17 protein-coding genes and 1 tRNA gene are annotated in these 19,959 nt (G+C 67.1%); 13 read left to right on the plus strand and 5 right to left on the minus strand.

Annotated features, from left to right (window positions below; all coding sequences use genetic code 11):
- Both OXM57_04300 and OXM57_04305 read left to right on the plus strand, forming a co-directional pair.
- On the plus strand, window positions 1-600 hold a 600-nt coding region (locus OXM57_04300), incomplete at its 5' end, for a metal ABC transporter substrate-binding protein (GenBank protein MDE0351890.1).
- Window positions 601-794: 194 nt separating this feature from the next.
- Window positions 795-1,661: a metal ABC transporter permease gene (locus OXM57_04305; GenBank protein MDE0351891.1), complete on the plus strand. Its 867-nt coding sequence runs from the start codon at window positions 795-797 to the stop codon at window positions 1,659-1,661.
- An 18-nt stretch (window positions 1,662-1,679) separates the two neighbouring features.
- Here the strand turns inward: OXM57_04305 and OXM57_04310 are convergent, their stop codons facing one another.
- The 3 genes from OXM57_04310 to OXM57_04320 form a co-directional block, all read right to left on the minus strand.
- A complete protein-coding gene (locus tag OXM57_04310) occupies window positions 1,680-1,949 on the minus strand; it encodes a hypothetical protein (protein ID MDE0351892.1) in 270 nt (89 codons plus the stop codon).
- 120 nt (window positions 1,950-2,069) lie between these two features.
- Window positions 2,070-4,346 (minus strand): DEAD/DEAH box helicase, encoded by a 2,277-nt coding sequence (locus tag OXM57_04315; GenBank protein MDE0351893.1) that lies wholly within the window; start codon window positions 4,344-4,346, stop codon window positions 2,070-2,072.
- 105 nt (window positions 4,347-4,451) lie between these two features.
- Window positions 4,452-5,126, minus strand: coding sequence for an NYN domain-containing protein (locus tag OXM57_04320; GenBank protein ID MDE0351894.1), 675 nt, complete (start codon window positions 5,124-5,126; stop codon window positions 4,452-4,454).
- A gap of 163 nt (window positions 5,127-5,289) precedes the next feature.
- On the opposite strand from OXM57_04320, the gene OXM57_04325 reads away from it, so the two are divergent.
- From OXM57_04325 to OXM57_04360, 8 genes are all read left to right on the plus strand, one after another.
- The gene (locus tag OXM57_04325; protein ID MDE0351895.1) at window positions 5,290-6,066 is read left to right on the plus strand and encodes a CPBP family intramembrane metalloprotease; all 777 of its coding nucleotides are present in this window, start codon (window positions 5,290-5,292) and stop codon (window positions 6,064-6,066) included.
- Window positions 6,063-6,809: a hypothetical protein gene (locus tag OXM57_04330; GenBank protein MDE0351896.1), complete on the plus strand. Its 747-nt coding sequence runs from the start codon at window positions 6,063-6,065 to the stop codon at window positions 6,807-6,809. Before OXM57_04325 ends, OXM57_04330 begins: the two co-directional genes overlap by 4 nt.
- 562 nt (window positions 6,810-7,371) lie before the next feature.
- A complete protein-coding gene (locus OXM57_04335; protein ID MDE0351897.1) occupies window positions 7,372-8,520 on the plus strand; it encodes an alpha-hydroxy acid oxidase in 1,149 nt (382 codons plus the stop codon).
- Window positions 8,521-8,547: 27 nt separating this feature from the next.
- Entirely contained in the window at window positions 8,548-10,704 is a 2,157-nt protein-coding gene (locus OXM57_04340; protein ID MDE0351898.1) for a malate synthase G, read from the plus strand.
- A gap of 107 nt (window positions 10,705-10,811) precedes the next feature.
- Window positions 10,812-12,875 carry a sodium-translocating pyrophosphatase gene (locus OXM57_04345; GenBank protein ID MDE0351899.1) on the plus strand — a complete coding sequence of 688 codons (2,064 nt, stop codon included), beginning with the start codon at window positions 10,812-10,814 and terminating at the stop codon, window positions 12,873-12,875.
- A 22-nt stretch (window positions 12,876-12,897) separates the two neighbouring features.
- A complete protein-coding gene (locus OXM57_04350) occupies window positions 12,898-14,136 on the plus strand; it encodes a histidine phosphatase family protein (protein ID MDE0351900.1) in 1,239 nt (412 codons plus the stop codon).
- A gap of 69 nt (window positions 14,137-14,205) precedes the next feature.
- Window positions 14,206-14,712 (plus strand): response regulator, encoded by a 507-nt coding sequence (locus OXM57_04355; protein MDE0351901.1) that lies wholly within the window; start codon window positions 14,206-14,208, stop codon window positions 14,710-14,712.
- Window positions 14,709-15,623 carry a YceI family protein gene (locus tag OXM57_04360; protein ID MDE0351902.1) on the plus strand — a complete coding sequence of 305 codons (915 nt, stop codon included), beginning with the start codon at window positions 14,709-14,711 and terminating at the stop codon, window positions 15,621-15,623. Before OXM57_04355 ends, OXM57_04360 begins: the two co-directional genes overlap by 4 nt.
- A gap of 53 nt (window positions 15,624-15,676) precedes the next feature.
- Here OXM57_04360 and OXM57_04365 read toward each other — a convergent pair whose 3' ends face one another.
- Entirely contained in the window at window positions 15,677-15,817 is a 141-nt protein-coding gene (locus tag OXM57_04365; protein MDE0351903.1) for an AbrB/MazE/SpoVT family DNA-binding domain-containing protein, read from the minus strand.
- 271 nt (window positions 15,818-16,088) lie between these two features.
- Window positions 16,089-16,706 (minus strand): GNAT family N-acetyltransferase, encoded by a 618-nt coding sequence (locus tag OXM57_04370; GenBank protein MDE0351904.1) that lies wholly within the window; start codon window positions 16,704-16,706, stop codon window positions 16,089-16,091.
- A gap of 22 nt (window positions 16,707-16,728) precedes the next feature.
- Here OXM57_04370 and OXM57_04375 point away from each other — a divergent pair, with 22 nt between their 5' ends.
- The 3 genes from OXM57_04375 (at window position 16,729) to queG (ending at window position 19,956) form a co-directional block, all read left to right on the plus strand.
- Window positions 16,729-18,105 carry an FAD-binding oxidoreductase gene (locus OXM57_04375; GenBank protein MDE0351905.1) on the plus strand — a complete coding sequence of 459 codons (1,377 nt, stop codon included), beginning with the start codon at window positions 16,729-16,731 and terminating at the stop codon, window positions 18,103-18,105.
- Between the two features lie 110 nt (window positions 18,106-18,215).
- A tRNA-Leu gene (locus OXM57_04380) sits at window positions 18,216-18,308 on the plus strand.
- 523 nt (window positions 18,309-18,831) lie between these two features.
- Window positions 18,832-19,956 carry a tRNA epoxyqueuosine(34) reductase QueG gene (gene queG, locus OXM57_04385; protein ID MDE0351906.1) on the plus strand — a complete coding sequence of 375 codons (1,125 nt, stop codon included), beginning with the start codon at window positions 18,832-18,834 and terminating at the stop codon, window positions 19,954-19,956.
- Window positions 19,957-19,959: the final 3 nt, after the last annotated feature.

Consider the following 19,959-nt stretch of genomic DNA (forward strand, 5'->3'; position numbering starts at 1 on the left):
GAAGAAGACGATGATCACGCCGACGAAGAGGACGACCACGCCCACGAAGAAGACGGCGGACACGTCCACACCGGCGCGGATCCCCACTTCTGGCTCGATCCGCTGCGAGTCGCCAAAGCCGCTCTCCTGATCGCAGAGGCGCTTACGGAGATCGACCCGTCGGGTGACTGGATGTCCCGGGCGGAGGCCTACGCAGCCACCCTGACCGAACTGGACGCCGAGATCCAGGACATCCTTGCCCCGATCCCACACGAGAACCGCGTGCTGATCACGAACCACGACTCGCTCGGCTACTTCGCTGATCGTTACGAGTTCGAGGTCATCGGCGTGGTCATTCCGGGCGGCTCAACACTGGCCGATCCCAGTTCGGCAGAGCTCGCCGCGTTGGTCGAGGAGATCGTGGAAGAAGGCGTGAAGGTGATTTTCGCCGAGACCATCGATTCCACCGCCCTGGCGGAGGCGGTTGCGGCCGAGGCCGGCACCGACGTGGCAGTTGTCACGCTCCACACCGGATCTTTGGGTGAGCCGGGAACGGAGACCGACAACGTCGTCGGAATGCTCAGAAGCAACGCCATGAGGATCGCCGACGCGCTCTCTTAAGAGGGTGCTACAGCTCGGCGCCGCTTGCGGTGCGCGGCGCCGAGAAGGACTCTGAGAGTTCGCCGGTGGCAACCGCCTGACTCGAGATCTGCCGGCTACCTCGCGACCCTTTCCGTTAGGGGTAACCTCCCAGCACTCCTGCAACACTGCAGGCAACCGTCACAGCCTCCCACAGAGCAAGGGTCTGATACCCCATGGAATGGTTTACCGAACCCTTCGCGTTCGCCTTCCAGCAGCGGGCGATGCTGGGTGGCGCGCTGGCCGCCATCGCCGGCGCCGTGGTCGGGACCTGGGTGGTGATTCGGGGTATGAGCTTCCTGGGTGACGCCCTGATCCACGGGGTGATACCGGGGATCACGCTGGCCATCCTCCTCGACTTCAACGTGTTCATAGGAGCGGGGATGGCGGCGGTGGTCATGATCGCCGGGATCAACCTGGTCCACCGCCAGACCGTTTTCTCCGAGGACACCGGTATCGGGCTGCTGTTCGTGGGAATGCTGGGTCTGGGGGTCATCTTCATCTCCCGGTCTCCTTCCTACAGCGGCGGGATCACGGCGATCCTCTTCGGCGACACGCTGGGGGTCCAGGCGTCGGATATCCAGGTCCTGGCGGTGGTGACGGCCGTAGTGGTCCTGGTCTCGCTCATCCTCTACCGACCTTTTCTCGTGCTGTCCTTCAACGAGACCAAGGCCAGCCTGCTGGGGCTACGCCCTTCTCTCACCAACGCCGCCCTGCTGACGTTGATCACCCTCTCCATAGTCGGCTCGTACCGGACTGTCGGAACCTTGCTGGCATTCGGCCTGCTGGTCGGGCCTCCTGCAACGGCCGCTCTCCTGGTGCGGCGGGTTCCCTCCATGATGGTCATGAGCGCGGTTATAGGGGTTTTCAGCGTCGCCGCCGGACTGGTGGTCAGTTACCACGCGAACACTTCGGGGTCGGCAACCATGGCAGTCCTCCCGGTGGTGCTGTTCTTTCTGGTACTGGCCGTCACCAACCTCCGGGAGAAAGTTGCGTCAACGGCAAAGGATGCGCGCGGTGACAGCCAGACCGGTGTCTGCTAGCCTTGGTGCCTCGTAATCTCAGTCGGATTCCGTCCGGATGGTAACGGTCGGGCCCGGCGGGGAGCCGTCAGCACGAAAGGAGCCCGGATGGGTGGGCACGACACGCACGAGTGCGATACGCATGAGCACCACGGCGATGAGGAAGGCCACGTTCACGACTCGCACGAGTGCGATGACCACGAGCACCATGCCAATGAGCATGAGCATGATGACCACGAGTGCGATACGCATGAGCACCACGGCGATGAGGAAGGCCACGTTCACGATCCACACGAGTGCGACGGCCACGAGCACCACGGCCACTGAGTAACGAGCGACCGCTGGGATCGGAGCGGTAATACGTCCGGTCGCACGGTTACTCGAAGAAAGCCGAAGGATTCAACTCCTCCGGCTTTTCGCGTCCGGGACCTACCCGACGGCGTTGAGGGCGGCCCTCAGGAGTCTGCGTGCTCCGCCTTTGGAGAGGGGCTCGTTGAAGTTGCCGCACTTGGGCGACTGGACGCACGAAGGGCACCCGGAGATGCACCGGCACCGAGCGAGTGCCGCCACCGTGGCCATGACCAATTCCTCGCCCGCCGGGTACGCCACCGGAGCGATGCCGGAGCCACCCCGGTAGCCCTCATGGATGAAGATGGTGGCCTCTCCCGTCTGCGGGTGGTGCGTGACGGAGAGGCCACCTATATCGGAACGATCGCAGATCGCGAACAGCGGGAGCATGGCGATCATGGTGTGTTCCGCGGCGTGAAGCGACCCGGGTGCCTCCCGCCGGTCGATACCGGCCCGATCCATGACCGAGGCGGGCACGGTGAACCAGAAGGCGTCGGTCTCTATCTGCGTCGGGGGCAGTTCCAGGGGGATGGTTCGCCGGTCGTTGCCTCTATCTCTCATCCGATACTTGCGGCGGTAGCCCAGCACATGGGCCGACACCCGCACCGGGCCGAGGAAACTGCCCATCGCCCCCACCCGACCCTGCTCGGAGACCCCTAGCACGTCGAGAGCTTTCTGGACGTGCGGCTCTGTGTAGTAATCCACGCGGGCGCTCCGGGCGCGGACCTCCAGCCCGGCCACGTCCAGCTCCTCCACCAGGTAGGTGCGGCCCTGGTGCAGGTAGACGGCGCCCTCATGTGCGTCCGAGAAGGCCCGGTCCCAGTCCACCTCACCGATCACCCGGCGGGAATCGACGTCGTAGATGGAGAACGAGCGGGCGTCGGATGACCGGATGCTCCTTCCGTGGGCGGGCGACCGGCGGCCCGCCCAGAGCAGCCGGCGGTCCTCGACTCGCAGTTCGCCTTCTCCGACCAAGCGGGCCCCCGACTCCCATAGATCATCTCCGAAGACGGGCCGGTCACGCCAGCCGAGAGGTAGCTCGTGGGCAGCGCAACTCAGGTGATAGTCCATGACGTTGGGGTTGGTCGGGTTGACGACCGCGGCTTCGGGCGTCCGGCCGAAGAGCTCGTCCGGATGGTGGACGAAATACTGGTCCAGGGCGTCCTCTCCGGCCACCAGGACGACCAGCGCCATGTCCTGTTCCCGGCCGGCCCGGCCGGCCTGCTGCCGGAACGAGGAAATGGTGCCGGGGAACGTGCACAGCAAGGCCGCGTCCAAGCCCCCGATGTCGACGCCCAGCTCGAGGGCATTGGTGGCGGAGATGCCGACCAGTTCTCGCGAGAAGAGCCGGGCCTCGATGTCCCGCCGGTCCCGGGCCGTGTAGCCGGCACGATACGGAGAAATCCGGTCGGCGTCGGCGCCCAGGCGGCGGGCGGCGTTGACATGGATCAGCTCGGTGGCGCGCCGGCTGCGACCGAAGGCGATCGTATGGATACCGCGGCGCACCAGGTCGACGTACAGATCGGTCGTCTCTGCGATCGAGGATCGGCGGCCGGCGGACTCCTCCTTGAGCGGCGGGTTCCATATCGCCACCATCCGTTCACCGGTAGCGGAGTCGTCGCTGTCCACCAGCGAAACGTCCAGGCCGCACAGGCGCTCGGCCAGATCCACCGGGTTGCCGATGGTGGCGGAGGTAAGCACGAAGGTGGGATCGGCGCCGTAGTGGGCGGCCAGACGGCGCAGGCGCCGGATGATGTTGGCTGTGTGGCTACCGAACATCCCCCGCAGGTAGTGCATCTCGTCGATCACGACGTGACCCAGGCGGGACAGGAAGTCCTTCCACAGGCCGTGGTTGGGGAGGATCCCGTAGTGCAGCATGTCCGGGTTGGTCAGGATGACGTTGGCGCGCCTCCGGACCCGGGAACGCTGCTCGCGTGGAAGATCGCCGTCGTACGCGGATACCTTCATCTGCGGGAGGCTCAAGGCCTGGATGGAACCGAGCTGGTCCTGGGCCAGTGCCTTGGTCGGGAAGATGAGCAGGGCGGTGCTGGTCCCAACCTCGAGCATTCGTTCGGCAATCGGTGCCTGGTAGCACAGCGTCTTACCCGATGCGGTGCCGGAGACCACCACCGTGTGGGTCCCGGCCCTGATCGAGCGGATCGCCCGGGCCTGGTGGCCGTATAGACGCCCGATGCCCTTGCCGGCGAGCCGCTCGGATAGGGTCGGATCGAGAGGGGGATCCAAGTCCTCGAAACGAGCCGGGCGGGCAGGAAAGATCCGGGCATGGACCAGGTCCCCCGGAAAGCGTTCGCTCTTCTCCCAACCCGAGACCAAGTCCCGGAAGTCAGTACTTGCCATGGTCTCGATCCTCTCGCAGCCCGGTGGACACCGGCCACGCGGTCGCCGGCTATTACCCGACTATCGGCACGGAGCGACGAAGTTTCAACCCCCTTGAAGCGGACTTCACGTCAGGCTGGGGAGTCTCTCCGGGAGCATCAGGTTGAGGTCGTCCTCGGTGAGTTCGAGTATCTCATCGGCGAGGTCATTCATCTCTCGCGAGACGCTGTGCCGATCAGGTGTGGCGATCACCACCCGTGCGCCCAGTTCCTGTGCCGATCGCACGGCTTCCGCCAGATCGCGATCACCGGAGAAGATCACGGCCGTATCGAAAGCCCCGCGGCCGGCCAGCCGGGTGATGTCGGAGCACAGCATGGTGTCGACCCCGCGCTGGCGGCGTTCGGGCCGGAAGGTCCACTGCTGATCGAACTCCTCCATTACCCGATCCGGATCGAGGTCGAGCGCCACCGCGGTGCGGGTCAGCGCATCACGGATACCCTGCTCGAACCACGGCCGGTACTCCACGATGTGACCCAAGCGGAGCTGGATTCCGGCTGTCTGGCCGAGGGCCGAGAAGAAGCGGCGCTGGCCGTCCGCCAGCTCGTGGCCGCTATCGAACCGGGCGTCGTACCAGTAGACCCGGAGGAACCGCGCTCCCCGTTCGAAGGTCAGGTCCTGGAACCAGGAGACGACGGCTTCGCTGTCCATCCGCACGTTGCGGGGATTCTCATCGAGGGCCCGGGCGCCCTCAGCCCTCAGAAACCCTGCGTTCACAAACCCGGCATAAGTAGGCAACGTCATTGAAGGCCCTCTCAATCGCTAATAGATACGAGAACAATGGTGATCGATGTGATACATGGCGCTCGCCGGTCACAAGCCATGCCGCCGGAGGCGGGTCCCAATGGATTGGGCGGCACCCTTCCAACGATAGCTTGATGGCTCTCCAATGCTTAACCTTGGACCGATGCCTTCGATCTCCACGGGCCGCCTGTGGCGCCACAACCTCACCGGAGACCGGCGCCAGGTGGTGGTGGTGCTGGTCGTGTCGGCGCTCAGCCTGACCTTTCTCAACTTCGGGACCAACCCGGCGTGGTTCGTGGCCGTGCTGGAGACGGTGGGTGCAGGCGGTTGGGCCGAGCGGGCTAGGGGTGCCTTCGAGGGATCGGACTCCGCCCAACTCAACCGGTTGATCTTCTGGGGCGGTGCGCAGATCCTGGCGTACACCCTTCTCCCGGTTGCGGCCATCAAGCTGGTCCTCAAGGACAGAATCCGGAACTACGGGCTCCGGATGAAGGGGATCGGAGCGCACGGCGGCACCTACGTGATCCTGCTGGCGCTATCGATCCCCTTCGTGGTCCTCGCTTCCTTCACGCCGGCATTCCAGGCCAAGTACCCGTTCTACGACCTGGCCCCCGGTGAAGGGCTGTGGCCCGCCATGACGGTCTGGTGGGTGGTCTACGGCTTGCAGTTCGTGGCGCTCGAGTTCTTCTTCCGCGGGTTCATGGTGCACGGTCTCAGCGCCCGCTTCGGCTACCTGTCGGTGTTCGTGATGATGGTCCCGTACAACATGCTTCACTACAGCAAGCCGGTTGCCGAAGCACTGGCGGCGATCCTCGGAGGGATCATCCTCGGATCGCTGTCGTTGCGGAGCCGGTCCATCTGGTGGGGAGTCGGCGTTCATGTCGGGGTGGCGGCCACCATGGATGTGGCCGCCCTTGCCCACAAGGGCTTCCTGTGGTGAGCGAGCCGAGTGGTCGACGGCCCCTGGTCGCGGCCGTGGAAGCTGTCGGGGTCGGGGTCGCCGGGGCGGCGCTGGCCTGGCTGTTCATCGCGGCCCTGCGATGGGTTCCGGCCGCGCTGGCGGGCGCCGCGGTGGGGGCGGCCGGGCTAAACGGGGCGATCAGCGGCGCCAAGGGCATCTACCAGTGGCGCCGGCCCCGCGGCTGGGTGTGCTGGGGACTGGACTCCACCTGGGGGCTGATCAGCGTGGCAGGCGGGGTGCTGCTGCATCTGGTCAACGCCTTCTACCCGTCCTCGTACTTCGACGGCATGAGCCGCCGCACCAACCGCCATGTGTACGAGGCCGGTTTCACCTTCCGGTCCCGGTTCGCCATCACCTTCGGCAACGTGGTCTCGGCCGCCGGGGGCGACACCGGCCTCCGTGGGGATTCACCGCAGGTGACACGGCGAAGGCGCCTGATCGACGTGCACGAGGAGGCGCATGTCTTCCAGAACCGATCGTTCGGCCCCCTCTACGTTCTCGGATACGGCGCCTGGCTGCTGCTGGCGGGCGCGGCCGGCCTGTTGGTCGGGCTGGTGCTGGATCGGAGCAACTGGCGATCGGTGGTGGAGACCTTCGCCTACTACGACAACCCCTTCGAATACTGGGCCTACCGCAAGGACCGGTACTGGCCGCCCCACGGTGCCCATCCCCGCTTCGTCTGGAGGCCCGGGAACCAGTGCCGGCCGGGCGAAGATCCGTAGAGCCTCCTCGTAAGAACGCGAAAAACTGCGGGCGAACAGGCTCCGCACGCCGGGCCCTCCCCCACCGCCGCCACCTTGGTGTCGAGCGCGTTCCGTCCTCCCCCAGGGTGGGGGCTGCCTCGACGATTTGTTCTCTCTCACGGTCCGGCCGACGTCGGGTCCGGATCGCAGGTGCTTCAACCCTGATTCCTGATGTGGGCGAGACGGCAACCGATGCGGCCAGGGTCGGTGTGCCCTTCCGTGTCGCTTCGACAAACCGTCCATCCGGCATGGAGAATCGCGGTTAACGGTTGACCACTACCATAAAATGAAGGTGTGACACGAGCGGGTGAAGAAGGGCCGATTCCTCTTTTTCGATGGGGAGTCACGTAGCGAGAGGATGCAAGAGGCCGCCTGGAAGTGTCGCCGCCTAGACGAGGTCTCATGAGCACGAACCAACCCGATCACGCAGATCGCTAGCCTTTCACCCCATGGGCATATTCAGGACAATATGGGCATATTCAGGACAATCAGGTCCGTAGCGCGGTTCCGGACCTTCGAAAGAGACCCCGACCTGCGGCGCATGCAGTCGTCGGCAAATATCGACGACCTTCGCCTCATCGCTCGCCGCCGCCTGCCCCGAGGGGTGTTCGACTACGTGGACGGCGCTGCCGAGGACGAGATCACGTACCGTCGCAACAGCTCCGACTATCACAATTGGGAGTTCGTTCCCTCCGTGCTCCGGGACGTATCCCACATCGATACCTCCACCACCCTGCTCGGCCGGCCCCTCCCGATGCCGGTGGTCCTAGCCCCTACCGGCTTCACCAGGATCGTCGATCCGGGGGGCGAGCTGCCGGTGGCTCGGGCCGCGGCGCGCCGTGGCATCCCCTATTCCCTGTCCACGCTGGGGACCCGTTCCATCGAGGAAGTGGCCGACGCGGGCGCCGGGGGTCGCAACTGGTTCCAGGTGTACGTCTGGAAGGACCGCGAGCTGGTTCGCAACATGATCGAGCGGGCGGCCGATTGCGGCTACGAAGCGCTGTGCATCACCGTCGACCTGGCGGTTCCGGGACGCCGGGAACGGGACGTGCGCAACGGGATGACCCTGCCCCCCAAGCTGGGGCTGGACATGCTCTTCGACGGATTGCGGAGGCCGTCGTGGACATGGCGTTTCCTCAACGCCGAACCGATCACCTTCTCCAACGTGGTGGGCCTTACCGACCATGACGGCAGCTCGGCCGTCGCCCTTGCCAGCCTGGTCCACGACCAGTTCGATGCCAGCCTCTCGTGGTCGGACATCGAGTGGTTCCGTTCGGTCTGGGACGGCCCGATCATCATCAAGGGGATCCAATCCGTGGCGGACGCTCGGCGGGCGGTCGAGCACGGCGTGGATGCCATCGCCGTCTCCAACCACGGCGGCCGACAGCTCGAAGGCGCCCCCACGTCCATCGAGCTCATCGAGCCGATTGCCCAGGAAGTAGGCAACGACGCGGAGATCATCTGCGACGGCGGCGTACGGCGGGGGTCCGACATCCTGAAGGCACTCGCTCTGGGCGCCCGGGCGGTGATGGTGGGCCGCGCCTACCTGTACGGGCTGGGCGCCGGCGGGGAGAAGGGAGTCGACTGGGTTCTCGACTTCTTGGCCGAGACCATGCGCTCTACCATGGCGCTGGCCGGAGTGCGGTCGGTTGGCGAGGTGGGCCGGGACCTCGTGCGGCGCCGACCCTAGGGTCGGGAGTCGCCGAGGAGAAACACCATGAACATCGATGGTCTGGTAGTCGCCGACGAGCTGTACCAGTTCATCACCGAGGAGGCGCTCCCGGGCAGCGGCGTGGACCCCGGTGCCTTCTGGAAGGGATTCTCCGACCTGATCCACGACTTCGGTCCTCGGAACCGGGACCTGCTCTGCCAGCGCGCCGAGCTCCAGGCTGCTATCGACGGTTGGCATCGGGCCAACCGGGACGGGGCCTTCGATCGGGCGGCCTACCGGGCCTTCCTGGAGGAGATCGGCTATATCGAGCCGAGGGGCCCGGTGTTCTCCATCACCACCTCCGGCGTGGACCCCGAGGTGGCCGGGGTGGCCGGCCCCCAGCTGGTGGTCCCGATCACGAACGCCCGGTTCGCCCTCAACGCCCTGAACGCCCGATGGGGATCCCTCTACGACGCCCTCTACGGAACCGATGCTCTGGGCGACCCGCCCCCGGCGGGTGGGTACGACCCGGCCCGCGGTCGGCGGGTGGTTACCTGGTCCCGGAGCTTCCTGGACGATGTGGTCCCGCTGTCCGGCGGCTCGCACGCCGACGCCGCCCGGTATTCGGTGGCGGATGGCGGGTTGCGGGTGCTGCTGTCACCGGGCGTCGCCACCGGCCTGGCCCAACCTGACCAGCTGGCCGGTTACCAGGGATCCCCCGACGCCCCCACCGCGGTGCTGCTCCGGAACAACGGCCTTCACATCGCCATCGAGATCGACCCCGAGCGTCCCGTAGCCGCCGACGATCCGGCCGGCGTGTCCGACATCGTGCTGGAGGCGGCGGTCACCACCATCCTCGACCTCGAGGACTCCATCGCCGCCATCGACGCGGCGGACAAGGCGCTCGCCTACCGCAACCTGCTGGGCCTGACCAGGGGTGATCTGACCGCCGAGGTGACCAAGAACGGCCGGGCCTTCACCCGCCGGCTGGCACGGGATCGGACCTACACCGCGCCCGACGGGTCGGGCTTCACGCTTCCCGGTCTCTCCCTGTTCCTGGCCCGCAACGTGGGCCACCTGATGACCACACCTGCCGTCCTCGATCGAGACGGGAACGAGGCCCACGAGGGTCTGGTGGACGCCATGGTCACCACTCTGGTGGCGTGTCATGACCTCAGAGGACGAGCCGGCAGGCGCAACTCCCGGACCGGTTCCTACTACGTCGTCAAACCCAAGATGCACGGATCCGCGGAGGCGCGCTTCACGTCCGACGTTTTCGACCATGTGGAGGACGTGCTGGGCCTGCCTCGCGACACGGTCAAGATCGGTCTGATGGACGAGGAGCGCCGCACCACGCTCAACCTGGCCGAGTGCATCCGGGCCGCCCGGTCGAGAATCGTCTTCATCAACACCGGCTTTCTCGATCGCACGGGCGACGAGATCCACACTTCCATGGAAGCCGGGCCGATGGTGCCCAAAACCCGCATGAAGGCCCAGGGCTGGATCCAGGCCTACGAGGACTGGAACGTGGATGTGGGTATCGCCTGCGGTCTGCGGGGCAGGGCACAGATCGGCAAGGGGATGTGGGCTGCGCCCGACCTCATGGCGGCCATGCTCGAGGAGAAGGTGGGCCACCCGGAGGCCGGCGCCGACTGCGCGTGGGTGCCCTCCCCGACCGCCGCCACCCTCCACGCCACCCACTACCACCGGGTTGACGTGACCGCCCGCCAGGACGAGATAGCCGACCGCCCGCCGCGAGACCTGGCAGAGCTGCTCGAGATACCGCTGGCCCCGAGTGCCGACTGGACATCGGACGAGATCGCCGCCGAGCTCCGCAACAACGCGCAGGGGATCCTGGGCTACGTGGTTCGATGGGTCGATCAGGGCATAGGCTGCTCCAAGGTTCCCGATATCAACGACATCGGCCTCATGGAGGACCGGGCCACCTGCCGCATCTCGTCCCAGCACATCGCCAACTGGCTTCACCACGGGGTGGTGGACCGCCGCCAGGTCATGGAGACGATGAAGACGATGGCGGTGGTGGTCGATCGCCAGAACGCCGGCGATCCCGGCTACAAGCCCATGGCGCCGGCCTTCGACGGCCCTGCGTTCCGGGCTGCATGCGATCTGGTGTTCCTCGGGACGCAGCAGCCCTCCGGCTATACCGAACCGATCCTGCACGCCCGGCGCGCCGAACTGAAGCGCCGCCGAACCGCTAGCTGATCGGCCCGAGGAGGCGCGCCTCGCGTCGCGCCCAACGGCCGGACGGACCAGCCTCGCCGCGAGGGCCATATACTCCGGCATCCCGAGTCGAACAAGAGGTCTGACGTATGTCTTCAGATGCTGTACTGGTGATCGCGCTGGTGGCCGGGCTGGCCGCCCTGGTCCTGGCTGTCTACTACGCCCGGGTGGTCATGGCCGCCGACCAGGGCAACGACCGCATGCAGGAGCTCTCGGCAGCCATCCGGGAGGGCGCCAACGCCTTCATGAGGCGTGAGTACACGTGGGTGGCCGTCTTCGTGGTGGTGCTGGCCGTCCTCATATCGGTGGTCCTCCCCTGGGGGGCGCCGTGGGGTTCGATTGCGTACATCTTCGGAGCGGTGCTGTCGGCAGCCGCCGGCTTCGCGGGCATGCGGATCGCGACGGCGGCCAACTCCCGGACCGCTGAGGCGGCCCGGCTCGGCGGGGTGAAGCGCGCCCTGCCGGTGGCCTTCCGCGGGGGCGCGGTCATGGGGTTCTGCGTAGCCGGACTGGGCCTGCTGGGAGTGACCATCGGCTATCTACTGTTCGTCGAGGTGCTGAGCATCAGCGACTCGGACCAGTACAACATCATCGCCGCCATCGGCCTGGGAGGGTCGTCCATCGCCCTCTTCGCCAGGGTGGGCGGCGGCATCTACACCAAGGCGGCCGACGTGGGGGCCGATCTGGTGGGGAAGGTCGAGGCAGGTATTCCCGAGGACGACCCCCGCAACCCGGCGGTGATCGCCGACAACGTCGGTGACAACGTGGGCGACGTGGCCGGCATGGGGGCCGACCTGTTCGAGTCCTACGTCGGATCGATCGTGGCCCCGATCGCCTACGCGGCCATCGTGTTCTCATCGAGGTCCTTCGCCACCGAGGCGATCATCTTCCCCCTGGCCGTGGCCGCAATCGGGATGTTCGCCGCCATCATCGGCTCCTTCTTCGTACGGGTGACCGGGGACAACCTGGCCAAGGCCCTGCACCGCGGGAACAATGTGGCGGTCGGCCTCACCGTCATCGGCGTCCTGATCCTCACCAACGTGGTGTTCGGGGGATCGGGCGGGGTGGAGAACCCCTTCGGCCTGTCCCTGGCCGTGCTGGTAGGCCTGGCAGTGGGGATCTGCGTGGGCAAGATATCGGAGATATTCACCTCCGACCATTACAAGACCGTCAAGGAGATCGCACGCCAGTCCGAGACCGGTCCGGCCACTGTGATACTGGCCGGCATATCCGAGGGGATGCGGTCCGCGGCCATCTCCGTGGTGGTGGTAGCCGCCGGGATCGCCGGCGCCTACGCCGCCGGAGACTGGGCGATCGGAGACGGCGGAGGGATCTACGGCGTGGCCATCGCCGCCATCGGCGTTCTCTCCACGCTCGGGATCACGGTGGCGGTGGACGCCTACGGTCCGATAGCCGACAACGCCGGGGGCATCGCCGAGATGGCCCACCTGCCGCCCGAGGTGCGGGAGGCCACAGACGAGCTGGACGCGCTGGGCAACACCACCGCCGCACTGGGAAAGGGCTTCGCCATCGGATCGGCGGCGGTAACGGCGCTGGCGCTGTTCGCCGCCTTCACCCAAGCCGTCGGCCTGGACGCCATCGACATCACCAACGTGGGCACGACCGTCGGCCTGTTCCTGGGCGGCATGTTCCCGTTCCTGTTCGCCGCTCTCACCATCAAGGCGGTCGGGAGAGCCGCCTTCCGGATGATCGAGGAGGTGCGGCGCCAGTTCCGCGAGATCCCCGGATTGCTGGCGGGCGATCCGAGCGCTCGGCCCGAGTACGCCCGGGCGGTGGACATCGCCACCGGTTCGGCGTTGCGGGAGATGGTGATTCCGGGCGCCCTGGCAGTGGCCCTACCGCTGGTGGTGGGCTTCATCGACGTGGAGGCTCTGGGAGGCCTGCTGGCCGGCGCTCTGGTGACCGGGTTCCTCCTGGCAATCTTCATGGCCAACGCCGGGGGTGCCTGGGACAACGCCAAGAAGCTCATCGAGAGCGGCGCCTTCGGGGGCAAGGGCTCGGAGCAGCACAAGGCGGCGGTTATCGGCGACACGGTGGGCGATCCGTTCAAGGACACTTCCGGTCCGGCGATGAACATCGTCATCAAGGTGATGACGATCGTCTCCCTGATCTTCTCCGCCGCATTCATCTGATCTGTTACCACCCAGTTCCGTCGTGAAACGGGTGCTGCTGGTCCGCCACGGGGAGTCCGAAGCCAACGCCGGCGAGATCTGGCAGGGTGCCACCTCCTCACCGTTGACCGCCAGGGGTCGCCACCAGGCCGGATTGGCCGCCGAGCGGTTGGCCGGCGGACGGTTCGATCTGGTGGAGAGCTCCGACCTCGAGCGGTCCCTTCACACCGCCGAGATAGCCGGCTTCCGGCCGCGGGTGAAGGCCGGTTGGCGGGAAGGCGACATCGGTGTCTGGGAGGGCCGGCCCGGCGAGTGGGTCGAAGCCCACTACGGCCAAGACCTGACCCGGCTGCACGGGGACTACGACCTGCGGATGGGCGAGACCGGTGAGTCACCCCGCCAGGTGTCCGAGCGGGGCTGGGAGGCGCTGGCCGGACTGTTGAGCCGTCTCGAGGAGGGGCAGACCGGCCTGGTGTTCACCCACGGCGGCCTGATCGAACTGGTGCTGTGGCGGCTGCTGGGTCTTCCGATAGGGCGCCGCCGCCTCGGGTTCCTGTCCAACACTTCCCTTTGCGAATTGGCATTCGAGGACGGGGAGGCGTGCATCCTGCGCTACAACGACGCCGCCCATCTCGGGCCGGTGTCCTTCTGGGCCGATGTCAACCGGGACGGAGGCGGCATCGTGGTCGATCTGATCCGCCACGGTGTCACGCAGGCCAATCTGGAACGGCGCGCCCAGGGGCGAGTCGACAGCGATCTGCATCCCTGGGGACGGGAGCAGGCCCGGCGGCTGGCATCATGGATCGGGAAGGTTGACGAAGTCTTCTCCTCCACGCTGCGAAGGGCGTCGGTCACGGCAGAGATTGCACTCGGGCGGCCGCCCGTGCTGGTGGACGAACGGGTCGAGATGAGCTTCGGCGAATGGGAAGGTGAGCTGTGGGAGGAACTCGAGGCGTCGGGCCGGCTCAGCGGCTATCCCCGGGACGGAAAGGACATCCGGCGGGGCGGCACCGGCGAGACCTGGAGCGAGGCCCAGGAGCGGGTGACCGCGTTCATCAGCAGCCTTGCCGGCACCTACTCGGGGCGCCGGGTAGCGGCCGCGTCACACGGCGGGGCGATCAAGGCCTATTCCACCGCGGTCCTGGGATTCGACTACGGCAAGGCCCGGTTGCTGGGTCCACTGGAGAACACGTCGGTCACCCAGGTGGCGATCGCGCCGGACGGGCACTCGACGCTGGCCACCTACAACATCACCCACCACCTCGAGGGCCTGGAGGGCTAGCTCCGGGAACTCCCTTGCAGGCACCTCTCTCAACAGTCCGCTCAGATTCCTGTGGGACCATAGGTGGCTGTGAGGGGAGCAGACGAGACCGTCGTCCTGGTGGTGGAGGACGATCCGAATATCGCCCGCCTGGTGGACGTGTACCTGCGACGGGACGGCTACCGGGTGTACAAGGCGGCGGACGGCGCCACCGGGCTCGACCGTATCAAGCAGTACCGGCCCAAGCCGGTCATCCTCGACATCGGGTTGCCCGGCGATGTCGACGGCATCCAGCTGTGCCGCGAGTTGAGGGCCACTTCCGATATCCCCATCATCATGCTCACCACCTGGGCCGTTGTCACGGTGGACGACGACGGTCCCGGTATCAGCCGCGAGGACCGGCCCCACGTGTTCGAACGCCTCCTACGTGGCCCGGCACACGCCCCGGATCGAAGAGGCCGGCTCGGGTCTGGGCCTCACCATCGTGGCCGAACTGACCGAGGTCATGGGAGGCACGGTGAGCATCACCGCCCGCCGGCCCACCGGCACCCGATTCATCGTGCAGCTCCCCGCCACGGAACATTGAGTCCATCGTGAGCAGGCGCACCAGGTTCGTCACAGGAGCAGTGGTCGCGATGTTGTGGGTGGCCATCGCCGCGGTCGGATGGTGGAGCCTGCGGACCGACGGACCGGAACCGGTAGATCTGGAGGCGGCTGTAGCTCGGCTGGAAACCGCACCCGGCGACGACAGCGGCGGCTTACCGGCCTCCGAGTCTGACGACCGTGCCTTGGGCTCCACGCCCGCCACCGGGTCCAGCGAGGACTCCGGAGTGGCACCGAGCGCCGGACCGGATGCTTCGGTCAGCACGTCGACCGCCGCGGCCGGGGACAACACCGCGTCGACGGAAGCCGGCAGCGAGACGACAGCTGTGGACACCGAGGCGGCCGGCTTGGCGGGGGTATGGACCGTAGTTACCAGCGAAGGCACCGACGGGACGACCGGAGAAGCCCCGGTCAGCCTTGCCGGATACCGGGTGGTGGAGGTGCTGGCGGGCGGTGTTGACGAGTCCACCGTGGTGGGTCGCACCGCCGACGTGGCCGGCGCCATCGAGCTGCGAGGCGGCACTCTGGTTGCCGCGACTGTGCAGGTCGAGATGGCCACTCTGCGGACCGACGACAGCCACCGTGACAGCCATGCGCGCAAAGCCCTCGACACCGAGGGGTTTCCGCTGGCCACATTCAAGCTCGCAGAGCCGGTGGAGTTGCCCGCCGGGGTGTCCGAGGGCGAGCGTTTCTCAGGATCGGTCCTGGGAGACCTCACGATCAAGGGGGTAACCAACCGCGTCGTGTTCGATCTGGAAGCTCAACTCGCCGGCGACGGCATCGTGGTCGTGGGTTCGGCTCCGGTGACCTTCAGCGACTACGGAGTGACCGCCCCGACGTCCATCGCCGTCATCTCGGTCGAGGACCACGGCATCATGGAGTTCCAACTCTTCTTTGCCCGGTGAGCATCGGCTGGTAGCCGTGCAAGTCCGCGCGACGCCGCAGCACCGACGTTCGTCTAGGCCGGTCCCGAGCGGGCCGCAAATGGCCCCCGAAAAACCGCGACCCGCACACGGTCCCCTGGATGGACGGACAAGGCCTCTCGCACAGCCTTGGGCAAGGTGGTCTGTCCTTTGGACGTAATAGTTGATTCAATCATTTATCACCACCACTTTCCGTGATAACTCCAATATCATTACATCAGTCACAACAGCAAGGATTCTCACCGAAGTCATGGGGTCTCGGTCAGCGATCCGGCGACCCTTTCCTTGATCCCCTCGGGCCGGTTCGATCCGATCGGTGTGGCGTCATCAACCGGCGTAGGTGCTTAGCGATATGCAACTCATGACTCAGGTGGGACAGCAACGTACCCGCAGCTCAGAACGCAGAAAACACTTCGAGGCCCCGGTCGGCTCGAGCGCAGCGGGCGGCTAGCGAGTCTCCCACACGATCAGCGAGGCCCAGTCGTCGACCTCGGGATCCTCCATGTAGTTCTCCAGCACCCCGCGGGCCTCGAAGCCGTTCGCGATCTGGAAGCTCAGGGTCCGGTCGTACAGTTCGCCGGCGGCCACCTTCTCCACGTACTCGGCGGCGGACATGTTGTCCTTGTGCCGGGCGTATCCGGGGATCACCCCGCCGGCGACGATGCCTCGCAGGCCGAGAGTCCGGCACACCTCCTGGCGCAGGTCGTACAGGCGGCTGCCGATCCCGCGGCGGCGGTAGCGAGGGTCCACCGCGATGTCGGTGCCGTAATACCACTCGCCGGTCGGATCGTGTCCGGCCTTGTGCTCCCCGGACATGATGTCCTTCATGCGGTGCTGGGGGCGGGACAGGTCGAAGTGGACCCTCACCCCCAAGCCCATCGCGATCGGCGTCTCGCCGTCCAGTACCACGAAGTTCCCCTCGGGGAAGACCTCGGCGAGCTCGACCAGTTCCGCGGCGTTGTAGAGGTCCGCGGGGTTCACGCTGGGAAAAGACCGGAGTTCGAGTGCCTCCAGTTGCCGGGCCCATCGGGCCTCCAGATTCATGTAGCGGAGGTCTTCGGTCACCCCCAAAATTATACTTCCGGTGGTGCCCGACTACTCGAACCTGTCGCTTTGGATGGCGACATTCGAAGGCGACCTCACGCCCCGCCCGCCCCTCGATGGCGATGCCTCGGTCGATGTGGCCATCGTGGGGGGCGGCTTCACCGGCCTCTGGACCGCCTACTACCTCACCGAGCGGGACCCGTCCCTGTCGATCCTGGTAATCGAGCGGGAGATCTGCGGCTTCGGCGCCTCCGGGCGCAACGGCGGATGGGCGGTGGGGGAACTGGCCGCCGGCTTCGGGGCCTACGCCCGTCGCTCCAGCCGGCAATCGGCGGGCCGTCTCATGGACTACGTGCATGGCTCGGTCGACGAGATCGGGCGGGTGGCGGCAACCGAGGCCATCGAATGCGGGTTCGCCAAGGGTGGGGTGATCCGGTTCGCCCGCAGCCGCGCCCAGGCGGAGCGCCAGGCGGCCGAGATCGAGAGCAACCGCGCCAACGGCATCGGCGAGGACATCATCCGCCTGCTGGAGCCGGAGGAGGTGCGGCGCTTCGCCCGGCCCACCGACCTCCACGGTGGCATCTTCTACGCGCCCTGCGCGGCGCTCGATCCGGCCCGGCTGGTAAGGGGGCTGGCCGGGGTGGTGGAGAGGCGCGGGGTCCGGATCGTGGAGCGGACCGCGGCCACAGCCATCCGGGACGGATCGGTCACCACCACCGGCGGGCGGGTCGGCGCCCGGGTGGTGATCCGGGCCACCGAGGCATACACCCGCGACCTCCCCGGGGAACGGCGGACCCTCGTGCCGCTCTACTCGTTGATGATCGCCACCGAGCCGCTGGACGCCTCGACCCTTGCCGAGATCGGGCTCGACACCCGGCCGACCTTCGCCGACGATCGCTACGCGGTGGTCTACGGGCAGCGAACCGCCGACAACCGGATCGCCTTCGGGGGGAGGGCGATCCCTTACCTGTACGGCTCCCGGATCGACCCGGCCACTGAGAGGAACCGGCGTTCCCACGACCTCATAAGAAGGGTGCTGGTGGACATCTTCCCGGCCCTCGGCGACGCGGCCATAACCCACGAGTGGGGCGGCGTGCTGGCGGCGCCCCGCAACTGGGTCCCGGCAGTGCGCTACGACTCCCGGACCGGATCGGGTACGGCCGGGGGCTACGTCGGCGAGGGGGTGGCGCCCTCCAACCTGGCGGGCCGCACCCTGGCCGATCTGATCGTCGGCGCCGATTCCGAGCTGGCCGAGCTCGCCTGGGTCGGAATCGAATCCCGTCCGTGGGAACCCGAACCGCTGCGCTGGCTGGGTATCCGGGGCACCCGGGCCGTGATGGGCTGGGCCGATCGCTTCGAGTTCGGCACCGGACGCTCCTCCCGCCTCGGCCGCCTGGCCTATGGACTGCTCCGCCGCTGAACCGCTGATCTCCCTCCAACGGAGGGGTTGTCCGTCGTACCCACGGGGGTAACGATGCCCTATAGGAGAACGGACGACAGCCGGATGGCCGTCGCCCGTCACCCCGAACTGGCGGGTATTGCCTGTGGGTACAGGACCGGGCCTGAGAAACTCGGAGCCGGGAGGAGTGCCTCCTGGTTGCGGTTCGACTCCGCTGCCCGCCGCCGTTTACCGCAACATTGGTTAGATGGTAACAGCGCTGCGTCTGGAGGACTACCCCTATACCCGACGTTCCACCCGCCTTGGGTGCCTCGCCCACAGGCTGCTCCGCCGCTGAAGCTGACGAGTCATCACCCCAGGGAACCGGAGGGGCGCCCGTCGCTCCTAGGGGGTAAGGATGCAGCCTCGGACAACGGGCGACAGCCAAACACCGTCGCCCGTCGCCGCGGCTTGGCAGGTATTGCCTGTGGTACAGGACCGGGCCTCAGATGCCCTAACGGTAACGCTGTCCAGGCCCGTTGCCTTCCCCCGTCGGGTTATTGTCCTGATCCCTGGAACGGCGGCATCTGATCCTCATGGAGTGGGAAAATGCATCACAGTGAAGCCATTGGAGCACTTGTTCGAGCATGGACCGCGTCCTCCATCGGCCGGACCGCGTGATATGAGTGGAGCCGGTCCGAACCCCACCCCGCCCATCCTTCCGGCGTGTGTGGGAGACCCAGACCTCGCCACCGGGTGAGATCGCCGATGGCTGCTTCGCAAGTCCAAGTTGAGGCAATTCTCGACATCGGGCGGCGGGCCGGGCTGGCCGCGGTGGGGGTGTGCCGGGCAGAGCCGTTCACCGAGATGGCCGAAACGTTGCACCAGCGTAAGGAAGACGGGCTCCACGGCGGGATGCAGTTCACCTACCGCAACCCGGAGCGCTCTACCGATCCGTCGCGCATCCTGCCGGGAGCCGCCTCCCTGGTGGTGGGCGCCCTCGACTTCTGGCGCTGCGAGCCGGATCACCCGGACGACGGGCTCCCGTACGGACGGGTGGCGGCCTACGCCCGGGAGGATCACTACGCCGCCCTCCGCTCCGCTCTCGATCAGGTGGCAGACGCGCTGCGCGCGGCGGGACACCGGGCGGTGGTGGTGGCCGACGGGAACAGCCTGGTCGATCGGGCGGCCGCCTACCGGGCCGCCATCGGTTGGTGGGGGAAGAGTTCCAACATCCTGGTGCCAGGAGCGGGGAGCCTGGTGGTGCTGGGCGCGGTGGTGACCGACGCCCCTCTGTGCGATACGGATCCGGCGCCGATGGCCGACGGCTGCGGGTCGTGCCGTCAGTGCCTAGACGGGTGTCCCACCGGCGCCATCATCGCTCCCGGGGTGGTAGATGCCCGCCGCTGCCTGGCCTGGCTGGTCCAGGAGTCCGGGGTCTTCCGTCCCGAGTTCCGGGTGGCGCTGGGGGACCGGATCTACGGCTGCGACGACTGTGCCGAGGTGTGCCCCCCCAACCGGGTCCGCGTCCGCCTCGACAGCCCGAGGGCGAAGAGACCGAACGAGGCCTGGGTCTCTCTGGTCGATCTGCTCGACGCCTCCGACGAAGACCTCATGGCCCGCTTCGGACGCTGGTACATCCCGCGCCGCCAGCCCCGATACCTGCGGCGCAACGCCCTGGTGGCGCTGGGCAACGTCGGGGATCCATCCGAACCCCGGGTCCGCTCCGCTGTCAGCCAGGCCCTGGCACATCCCGACCCGCTGGTGCGCGCCCACGCCGTCTGGTGCGCTCGACGCCTCGAGTTGGGCCTCACCGCTTTACAGGGCCGCGACGACCCGCTGGTCCGTGAGGAACTGGATCGCCGGGTGCCGGTTCGTGCACCCCTCGCGTAGGCC

It is taken from the genome of bacterium (assembly GCA_028820935.1).
Taxonomy (GTDB): domain Bacteria; phylum Actinomycetota; class Acidimicrobiia; order Spongiisociales; family Spongiisociaceae; genus Spongiisocius.